This is a genomic window from Bifidobacterium ruminantium DSM 6489, from assembly GCF_000770925.1.
In the GTDB taxonomy this organism is placed as follows: domain Bacteria; phylum Actinomycetota; class Actinomycetes; order Actinomycetales; family Bifidobacteriaceae; genus Bifidobacterium; species Bifidobacterium ruminantium.
The window spans coordinates 229,165-238,882 of record NZ_JDTK01000001.1 but is presented as its reverse complement, the minus strand read 5'-3'; the positions used below and the strand labels follow the sequence as shown (position 1 = coordinate 238,882).

The 9,718-nt window shown below is 56.4% G+C and carries 8 protein-coding genes and 2 tRNA genes; 6 read left to right on the top strand and 4 right to left on the bottom strand.

Annotated elements, in window-relative coordinates:
• The 4 genes from OU26_RS01085 to OU26_RS01070 all read right to left on the bottom strand — a co-directional run.
• The coding region (locus tag OU26_RS01085; protein ID WP_033498790.1) for a helix-turn-helix domain-containing protein at positions 1-184 on the bottom strand (184 nt) is incomplete at its 3' end.
• 213 nt (positions 185-397) lie between these two features.
• Positions 398-468: transfer RNA gene (locus tag OU26_RS01080), tRNA-Gln, on the bottom strand.
• A gap of 394 nt (positions 469-862) precedes the next feature.
• On the bottom strand, positions 863-1,336 hold the full coding sequence (locus OU26_RS09595) for a hypothetical protein (protein WP_051592890.1): 474 nt from the start codon (positions 1,334-1,336) through the stop codon (positions 863-865).
• Between the two features lie 367 nt (positions 1,337-1,703).
• A tRNA-Pro gene (locus OU26_RS01070) sits at positions 1,704-1,777 on the bottom strand.
• Between the two features lie 218 nt (positions 1,778-1,995).
• Here OU26_RS01070 and OU26_RS01065 point away from each other — a divergent pair.
• The 6 genes from OU26_RS01065 (at position 1,996) to OU26_RS01040 (ending at position 9,717) form a co-directional block, all read left to right on the top strand.
• The gene (locus OU26_RS01065; protein ID WP_026646049.1) at positions 1,996-3,435 is read left to right on the top strand and encodes a UTP--glucose-1-phosphate uridylyltransferase; all 1,440 of its coding nucleotides are present in this window, start codon (positions 1,996-1,998) and stop codon (positions 3,433-3,435) included.
• A 143-nt stretch (positions 3,436-3,578) separates the two neighbouring features.
• Entirely contained in the window at positions 3,579-5,489 is a 1,911-nt protein-coding gene (locus OU26_RS01060; RefSeq protein WP_026646048.1) for a helix-turn-helix transcriptional regulator, read from the top strand.
• An 11-nt stretch (positions 5,490-5,500) separates the two neighbouring features.
• On the top strand, positions 5,501-5,818 hold the full coding sequence (locus tag OU26_RS01055) for a hypothetical protein (protein WP_026646047.1): 318 nt from the start codon (positions 5,501-5,503) through the stop codon (positions 5,816-5,818).
• Positions 5,819-5,832: 14 nt separating this feature from the next.
• Positions 5,833-8,436 carry a DEAD/DEAH box helicase gene (locus tag OU26_RS01050; RefSeq protein WP_033498788.1) on the top strand — a complete coding sequence of 868 codons (2,604 nt, stop codon included), beginning with the start codon at positions 5,833-5,835 and terminating at the stop codon, positions 8,434-8,436.
• A 102-nt stretch (positions 8,437-8,538) separates the two neighbouring features.
• Entirely contained in the window at positions 8,539-8,886 is a 348-nt protein-coding gene (locus OU26_RS01045) for an RNA polymerase-binding protein RbpA (protein WP_026646045.1), read from the top strand.
• A gap of 117 nt (positions 8,887-9,003) precedes the next feature.
• A complete protein-coding gene (locus OU26_RS01040) occupies positions 9,004-9,717 on the top strand; it encodes an HAD hydrolase-like protein (protein WP_026646044.1) in 714 nt (237 codons plus the stop codon).
• Position 9,718 lies beyond the last annotated feature (1 nt).

Genomic DNA, 9,718 nt, shown 5'->3' with positions numbered 1-9,718 from the left:
AAAACGGCACACCAGCGCTTGACAAAACACAGTCGCGGATGCCCTGGACCCAGCGCTGCAGGGTCGATCGCGCGATGTCGCACTCGGCCCTGGTCTCCCGGGAGGGCTTGCCGCTCTCGCACGACTGCACGATCTGCCGTTTGAACGCCTCGTCGTAGTGGCGGGGATGCTTCGGGTCGGCCATCGTCGGCCTCCAATCTCATGTCATTCGTCCCTCATCGGACTGCCTAATACATTGTAGCCAATCCATGTAATGGCGAGCATCACCCCGTCGCAGTGCAGGGGGCACCTAGTTTTAATTAGTGTTTGAATGATCGCGGCTGCCTGCGAATCGTTTTTTAATGATCTATAAATGAAAGAGGATTCCGCATTTGTATGCGAAATCCTCCCCTGTGGGCTCCCCCACCTGGACTCGAACCAAGACAAAGGGTTCCAAAGACCCGTGTGCTGCCATTACACCATGGGGGATCGGCAGCACAAACGCAAGGTTCCGCTGCCAAATGACTATTATGCCATATGACATCAACATTGTGTGTCGGAAGTGTCGCACGCGAGTCGCATTCTCAAACAATGCATTGTGAAAATGTCGCTGAATGGCAGATAAAAAATATTTGCCTATAAAACATTTTTCTATTCCAGCGAACCGCCATGGCCGTGTACTCGGAGTTCTTGGCTGTGTTGGTTTTCCATAGGCGCATTCCGCAATCTTTTACGTCACTCGTAGACTTGTCCGCCATAGGCTTGACGATATGACGTTCGTGCGGTCGTGATTGGCCGTATTGCCCTTCCGTTCATCTTCCGCTCCGTTTCCTCTCCGGGAATTCATATCGGAGCGGAGGCTATGCGGCCCGGCGCGGAACGATCACCAGTAATAGGCCTCGTCCGAACCGCCGGAGCAGGATCCGGTAAGTGGGCATTCAAGTATGGAATGACTGTTCATGTCCGGCTTCGCCCCGCACACCGCGCCGTTGGGGCATGCGCCGGTCGACTGTTGCTGGTTCTGCCGTGATGCCTGGATGGTGTTCAACTGTTCGTAATTCCGCTTCGTGCCGTAGAAGCCGGAGTTGCCGGAGTAGGTTCTGGGGCTACCGGACGCGTACGAGCCGGCGGAGCCGCCCGTCGAACCCGTCGCCTGTTCGGCGGCCTCACGTTCGGCCTTCGCCCTGGCCTCGGCGCCCGACTTCTCCTTCGCCGCCTTTGGATCGTTCACGGCTCTCACGGCCCTGGCAATCGCGTCGGCGTCGCGGGATTTGACGGCCTTGGACAGGCTTTTGCAGGTCTTCTCGTTCTGAACCTTCCCGTTTGTCACCTTGTACAGCGCGTCTGCGTCGGCCACCGTCTTGTCGAGCTTCCACGTCCTTCTCCTTATATGATTCCTACGATGGGCTCCAGCCTACATCGGCGAGCCTCTCACATTTACATCCGAACCATGCGCCTGGCGTTTTTTCTCATGGTCGGGCGAGGAAGATTCGCGAACGACCCGCCGCGACACATAATGAACCGGTATGGACAACATCAAGTATTTCTACAGCCTGAAGGTCATTGGGGTGGAGGAGGTGCCACTGTAGGTTGCTCGGCGAATAAAGATGATTTTGATTCCCGAAGGAATGAATCCGCGGTACATCGCCCCTGACCGCCCCTGGAGTACGGAAAACCCCGTCATTCCGATGCCGTGAGAACGGCGGAATGACGGGGTTTTTCGGTCGGACCAGCGGGATTTGAACCCGCGACCCCTTGACCCCCAGTCAAGTGCGCTACCAAACTGCGCTATGGTCCGAACGGTGTGAAGCGCACCGAAAATGAAACATAGCATACTTAGTTCGTTTTTTCAAAACGCATCGTGTCGCGCAATCGGAAGGTTGTTGATTCCAAGGGATTTTCGATTTGCGCAAGCAGTATTCGCAGCATTGTAAATCGCGAATTCGGGGCAATACCCAACCATCCAAGACGATATGTCGTATCATGTAACACGTAGTCGCGTCCGCACGGAAGGGAATGACATTGACGGAAGAGGACGTATTCGATCTCTCGGCGGCGAAGATGAGAGAGCACGGGATGACTGATATGGCCATCGCCCAGTTCAAGCGTCTGTATGAGGTTTGGCGTAACGAAGAGGCCAGCAGCTGGATTCGCGAAAACGAGGTCGAGCCGCTGACCAGCGTCCCTAGCTTCCACGACGTATACGAGACCATCAATCATGAGAAGGCCATCGACGCATTCGCCAAGACGGCTTTCCTGAAGCTCAACGGCGGTCTGGGCACTTCGATGGGGCTTGACTGCGCCAAGTCGCTGTTGCCGGTGCGTCGTCACAAGGCGCGTCAGATGCGTTTCATCGACATCATCATCGGGCAGGTGCTTACCGCCCGTACCCGACTTGGCGTCGAGCTGCCGCTCACTCTGATGAACTCCTTCCGCACCTCCAAAGACACCATGAAGGTGCTGCGATCCAATAAGAAATTCCATCAGGATGGCATACCGATGGAGATCGTCCAGCATCAGGAACCGAAAATCAGTGCAGAAACGGGGCTGCCGGTCAGCTTTCCCTCGAATCCCGATCTTGAATGGTGTCCGCCGGGTCATGGCGACCTGTTCTCCACCATCTGGGAATCCGGTCTGCTCGACTCGCTTGAAGCACGCGGCTTCAAATACCTGTTCATTTCGAATTCCGACAACCTGGGTGCGCGTCCTTCGCGCACACTTGCCCAGCATTTCGAGAACACCGGCGCCCCATTCATGATTGAGGTCGCCAGGCGCACCCCGGCCGACCGCAAGGGCGGCCATATCGTGCGGGACAAGGCCACGGGGCGTCTGATGCTTCGAGAGATGAGCCAGGTTCATCCGGACGACAGGGATGATGCACAGAACATCGACAAGCATCCGTATTTCAATACGAACAGCATCTGGGTGCGCATCGATGCGCTGAAAGCGAAACTCGCCGCATACGACGGTGTGCTTCCATTGCCGGTGATTCGGAACAGGAAGACCGTCGATCCGACCGACCCGTCCAGTGAGCCGGTCATCCAGCTGGAAACCGCCATGGGCGCCGCAGTGTCCCTGTTCGACGGGGCGACCTGCGTATGCGTGGATCGCATGCGGTTCCTTCCGGTCAAAACCACCGACGACCTGTTCATCATGCGGTCCGATCGATTCCATTTGACGGACCAATACGAGATGGAGGACGGCAATTACATCTTCCCGGACGTCCATTTGGATGCGCGATACTACAAGAACATTCACGATTTCGACGTCCGTTTCCCCTACGGAGTGCCGTCCCTGGCCGCTGCGAAATCCGTTGAGATCGACGGCGATTGGACCTTCGGCAGGGATGTGATGTTGTTCAGCGACGCACGCCTGAAAGACCAGGGGGAGCCGAGTTATGTGCCGAACGGCGAGTATGTCGGTCCGCAAGGTGTGGAACCAGATGATTGGGTCTGACCCAAGGGGGTAGCGCAACACGAAAATCCATATTTTTTCGTGAAATAGGCACAAACAGGTCGAAAAACCTCTATCATAGAATGGTATGTGCGGCTTACGAGGCCAAGCACTTAAAACGAAACGTTAACGAGACGTGAGGACTAATGGCTGAGGGAAGTAACGGTAGGCGTCGTTTTTCCGACAAATGGGGCAAGCACGAACTTGATGTGTTGGCGGTGCTCTCCTCAGCCTTCCCACAATGGCTTACCTCTCGTCAGATCGCGCAACGAGTGAAGGCCTACGCGGATTCATATGGCGAGCTTGCCGATCAAGCGGCGAAGGCGGCTTTCGCGAAGCAATTCCAGCGTGACCGTGCCAAGCTGGCAGCCATGGGCATCGCCATCGAATCGAGGCAACCTGAATATTCCTCCAAGTCGGAGGGACAGGATTTCGCTTCGTATCGTCTGCAATTGGGGGATGAGCCCCGCGTGCGTTTGCTGTTCGGAGACGGTGATCTGCCGATTCTCGCAGCTGCGAACTATCTTGCGCGCTCCATGTCGATTTCCTCCGCACCGGCGCATGAGCCTCAGCACACTTCCCGTACGGCGCCGCGCGTGCCGCAGACCCCGATTCCGGGGCTTGGGCTTGATTCCATCGCGCCGGGACTTGGCACGCAATCTATTCCAGACGAACTCGTCAAAGTGGTGGATCAGCGGCGTTTCGCCGCGACGGTGGATGTCGACGGCGAGCATCTGAACGTCGCCTACACCGATTCCGACGATCTGGCCATGTTCGTGCTGTCCCATCCGGGAGCCTCCATCGTGAGTCCTCCGGAGGCGGTGGATGCGTTCAACCGTCGTCTGCATGCGGCCACGCAGTTCCTGCCAGCCGATGAATCCACCGGCGCTGACAGCTCCACCGTGGTTTCCCCGGAAATCAACCGTAACAGTCCTGATGATGATGCCGAGGAAGGAAAGGGACGTCCGAAGAAGAATTCGGCTTTCCAGACCGGCAGCGAAGTCGACCGTCGTCTGCGCTTGATGCTGTTCCTGTCCGCGCATATGGGGGAGGAATACTCGCTGGAGGAGCTTGCCGAGCGTTTCATCGGCAGGCCGAAGTCCGAAGACGAATTGAAGAAGTTCGTCAACATCATCCATAAGGACATCAATACGTTGACCACGGTGTCCGATGACGGCGAAATGGCCGGAAGCCAGTTCTTCGACATTGATTGGTCGCTGCTCGATGCCGAAGGTATTGTCTCCGCTACGAATTCGCTTGGGCTCGAACGTCTTGCCGGAATCTCCCAGCAGTATCTGAGCATGTTGACCGCATCGGTGAGCTATCTCGCCCATTCCTCCCTGCTGCCAGACAAACTGCGTGAACAGGCGGAATCATTGTATAGCCGTTTGCGTCAGCATGTGAAGCCGGGGGATATGCCATGGCTGAGCCTCACCGGTTACGAAATGGAGCCGAGAAACTTCTCCATCGTCAAAAGCGCCATCTCCAAAAACATGCTGCTTGACATGGAATACACGGACGGCGCGGGACGCATCCAACGCAAACTGGTGGCGCCTGACAAGATTTTCGTCGACGAGGGCGTGTATTACGTGGCGGTCTGGACGGATGTGCTCAACGCGGCTCCCGCGGACAGGGCGAAGTTCGTCAAGAAGGACACGACCATCAACAAGGCCACGGGCAAGCCGCGCATCTGGCAAGTGCTGCGCATATCCCGTATTGAACATGCCGAGTTGGTCAAGCCGACTGAAAAAGTCGACATTCCGGACGTTCCTGCATCCGAGCTGCGTAAGTGGAGCTTCGATAATGGCACTCCGGCCGTATTCATTACAAACCAGGACGACCTGTCGTTCATCGACAGTCTGTCTGGTGCCACCGTCGAAAAATGTGGCGATGGCGAGAAGGTCCATCTGATCGTCTCCTCCGATTCCTGGTACGTCGCATTCTGTATCTCGCATGCGCGTCACATCACGGCTGTTGCGCCGGAGACGCTGCGTACCATGATGATCGCCCGCGCGAAGCATGAGCTGAGCATCGGCGATCATGAGAGCGAAGATTGACGGGAGGCCCTATGCCTTGGTGGATTTGGCTGATGCTTGTCCTGTTCATGCTGGCGGTATTGATCGCGGGCGGCGCGTACGCGTGCATCCACGGCTATCAGGCTTTCAAGAACGTCGCAAAAGTCGGAGGACGCGCGTCCAAGCGTTTTGGAGCCATGTCCAAACCGCTGCCACAGGTGGAGGAAGACGCGGCACCGTTCTTCACACGACCGCTTAAGGATGCGATGGATCATTATGCCGACGCCCATGCTGAAGTCATTCGGCGTCAAGGGGAGAAACGCACCCGTCACGCCCAGCAGTGGGCCGTGTGGAAACATTTCAACGACTGATTCGAAAAGGAACTATGACTCATCATCGCCGTCGCGGCAACAACGGTATCGACAAGCAAACAAGCAAAGCAGCAGCCGAACCATCACCGGCACAACGGTACGCGGCCTTCAAGCAGACACAGTTCAAGAGCAGATCGGTCGCTTCCAGATTCGCCAAATCCATGCCGTTCGAACTGGATGATTTCCAGATCAAAGCCAACGAGGCGTTGGAAGCCGGCGACAACGTGCTTGTCGCGGCGCCTACCGGAGCTGGCAAGACGGTCGTCGCCGATTTCGCCATCTATCTGGCACAGGAACGCAACGTCAAAGCTTTCTACACGACGCCGATCAAGGCTTTGAGCAATCAGAAATACCATGATCTGGTGGAGACATATGGACCGGATAAGGTAGGTCTGCTTACCGGTGACACGTCCATCAACTCTGAAGCGGATATCGTGGTCATGACCACCGAGGTCCTGCGTAACATGCTGTATGAGCACTCCATGACACTGGAGGCATTGCGTTATGTGATCCTCGATGAAGTCCACTACCTCGCCGACCGGTTCCGTGGCCCGGTATGGGAGGAGGTGATCATTCACCTGCCGCAGAATGTGAAGATCATTGGATTGTCCGCGACGGTATCGAACGTTGAGGATTTCTCCAAATGGATTGAATCCGTCCGAGGTGACACCACGCTGGTGGTGTCCGAAAAACGTCCCGTGCCGTTGGAGCAGCATGTGCTTGTCCAAGCGGACGACCATACCGAACCTGAACTGATTGATTTGTACAGGAGGGACGCAAACGGCAACCAGACCGACAAACTCAACGCGCAGTTAGTGAACAGGCTCGACCAGCTGGACCGCAAGGCGGCCAGACGCAGGGGAGAACAGCGTCCGGACAAGCGCAAAGGCGGCAAGGGTGGTAAATGGAACGACCATTCCCGCAAACCGGAACGGCACACCCCCCGTAGATGGGCGGTGGTCGACGAGCTGAATTTCCTTGGCATACTGCCGGGCATTTATTTCATCTTCTCCCGCAACGGCTGCGATCAGGCAGTGGAGCAATGCATCAATGCCGGTCTTGAACTCACCACCGATGACGAGGTTCGTCGTATCCGTCGTATCGTCGATGAGATGGTCGAAGGTCAGCTCAGTCAGGAGGATCTGAAGGCACTACATCTCTCACAGTTCCGCTTCGCGCTTGAAGAGGGATTCGCGCCACACCACGCCGGCATGGTCGCGCTTTTCCGCCAAATCGTCGAGCGATTGTTCGAAGAAGGTTTGGTGAAAGTCGTCTTCGCCACGGAAACGCTTGCCTTGGGTATCAACATGCCGGCACGATGTGTGGTGGTGGAGAAGCTTGAGAAATTCGATGGCACGGGTCATGTCGGTTTGACGCCGGGGGAGTTTACCCAGTTGACCGGCCGGGCGGGTCGACGGGGCATCGACACCATAGGACACGCGGTGGTCGTGGACCATCATGGCTTCATACCGGCGACCGCTGCCGCGCTGTCCAGCAAGCGTGTCTACCCGTTGCATTCCAGTTTCAAGCCGACTTTCAACATGGCGGTGAACCTGCTTAATTCCAGCGATTACGAAACTGCTCGCATCACGCTCGACCATTCGTTCGCACAGTGGGAGGCCAATGAATCCGCATGGCAGCTTGAGGCACAAATGGAGACGCTCCGCAAGGCATTGGACGGATACGAGCAGGCCTTCGATTGCGAATTCGGCGATTTCAAGGAATTCATGCGCCTGCGCATGCGGTTGAGTGATTTGGAGAAGAACGAGCGTCGCAGACTCAAGCATGAGGTTTTCCGCACGCAAAAGGCGCGCGGAGAGGCGTTCAAGACTCTTGACAGACGCATAGCGAAATTGCGTGAGGAGGAACGCGAACATCCTTGTCGGAAGTGTCCCGATATTCAGCAGCATCTTAAATGGGGGCATCGTTGGGCGCGTGAGATGCGCGAATTGGAACGGGTGCGTAACCGGTATGATTCACGCACGGGTTCGGTCGCACGTCAGTTCGACCGCATCTGCAACGTGCTCGAGGAACTCGGATACCTCCAGCGATCCAAAGAAAGCGCCGATAGCCAGGTAAATTATCGGCTTACCGAGCAAGGCCAGCTATTGCGTCACTTGTACAGTGAGCTCGATCTGGTGCTCGCCCAGGCGATTGACGATGGTGCGTTCGACGGCCTTGATGCGGCCGAATTGGCCAGCGTCGTCATGTCTCTGATATATGAGCCTCGCAGGGGCGGCGGGGGAGAGCCTCGCCATTATCCAGGCGGAATCCAGGGCAATGTGGCGGTCTGCGCGGCACAACTCAAGGGCGTGCATGCGTCAATCGCCATGTTGTGCGAGGACCATGCACTTGATGAGATGCGTCAGCTTGATTTCGGAATCACCGACGTCGTCTACGAATGGGCGCAGGGGGAGAACCTGTCTCGAGTGCTGTACGGAACCGATCTGACCGGCGGCGATTTCGTGCGTAGCTGCAAACGCCTCGCCGACGTGTTGCAGCAGATCGCCGTAGCGGGTCCGTATCTGGGCAAACGGGCCGAAACGCTTGCCCCAATCGCCAAACAGGCCTACGAAAGCATCAATCGCGGCATTGTCGCTTATTCCGGCGTCGACTGATCGCATGGATGCTTTCGTAGCGGGAAAATTAGGGAATAAACGACACGTCCGAACTGTTCTGTAGCTTAGAGTGAGCAGATAATCCAAGGAGGCAAAGGCAATATGGCAGAGCGCAGCCTACGAGGCATGAGCATTGGCGCAAAGTCGCTGGAATCTGATGACAACGTGGATTTCGCGGCGCGAACCGACGTCGCATACATATGCCCGAAGGGACATCGTACGATTCTGCCATTCGCCGAGGGCGCTGAGTTCCCTGACGAGTGGGAGTGCCGCTGTGGCGCCGTCGCCCACCGTGAAGGCGACGATGACAGCGAAGCCGATGAGATCACCAAACCGACGCGCACCCATTGGGACATGCTCATGGAGCGTCGTACCGAAGACGAGCTGAAAGCATTGTTGGAGAAGCGTCTCCAGATGCATCGTGATGGATGGTTTCCGGATTACGAGTGAGTCTTTTCTGTGTCTTGCGTCTGAACAACACCTGAACGAATGCCCGGTCATTGCGACCGGGCATAATCGTTATCAATACTGCTCCGACAAGAACAAATCAGGGAGAAGGTCGAACCCATGTCCGAACATCCGAAGAAAGTCGTTCTGCTTGACCTTGATGGCACGCTCACGAAATCCGATCCAGGCATCATCGGGTGTGTCGTCAAGACGTTCATGGAAATGGGATACCCGGTTCCGGATGATGACGAACTGCATCGCTTCATCGGCCCGGCCATCAGCGAATCATTGCAGCGCAACGGCATTCCGGATGACAGACTTGACGAGGGCGTGCGGATCTACCGCAAATATTATGCCGATGAGGCCGTGTTCGACGATCCGAACAATCCCGGGGCGAAAGTGCCGGGTCGCCTGAACAATACGATTTATACCGGCATTCCCGAACAGCTCGCAAAACTTCGCGCCGACGGGTATTATCTGGCGATCGCCAGCTGCAAGCCCCAGTATCAGTGCATTCCGATTTGCGAGCATTTCCATCTGGACACCATGGTCGATGGCATCTACGGTGCCAGCAAGGACAATTCGCGTCTTGACAAGGACCAGGTGATTCGTTGGGCATTCCAGCACATCGGTTTCGATGAGAATGCCGGAGACAAGGCTCTGATGGTCGGCGATCGATGGACCGACGCGGATGGCGCCAAGGCATGCGGTCTTGATTGCCTAGGCTGTGGCTGGGGTTACGCGGAGCCAGGCGAGCTCAAGGCTCATGGAGCGTATCGCGTTCTGGATTCCGTGGATGGACTCGCACAAGCTGTCGAGGAATATTTCGCTTAGG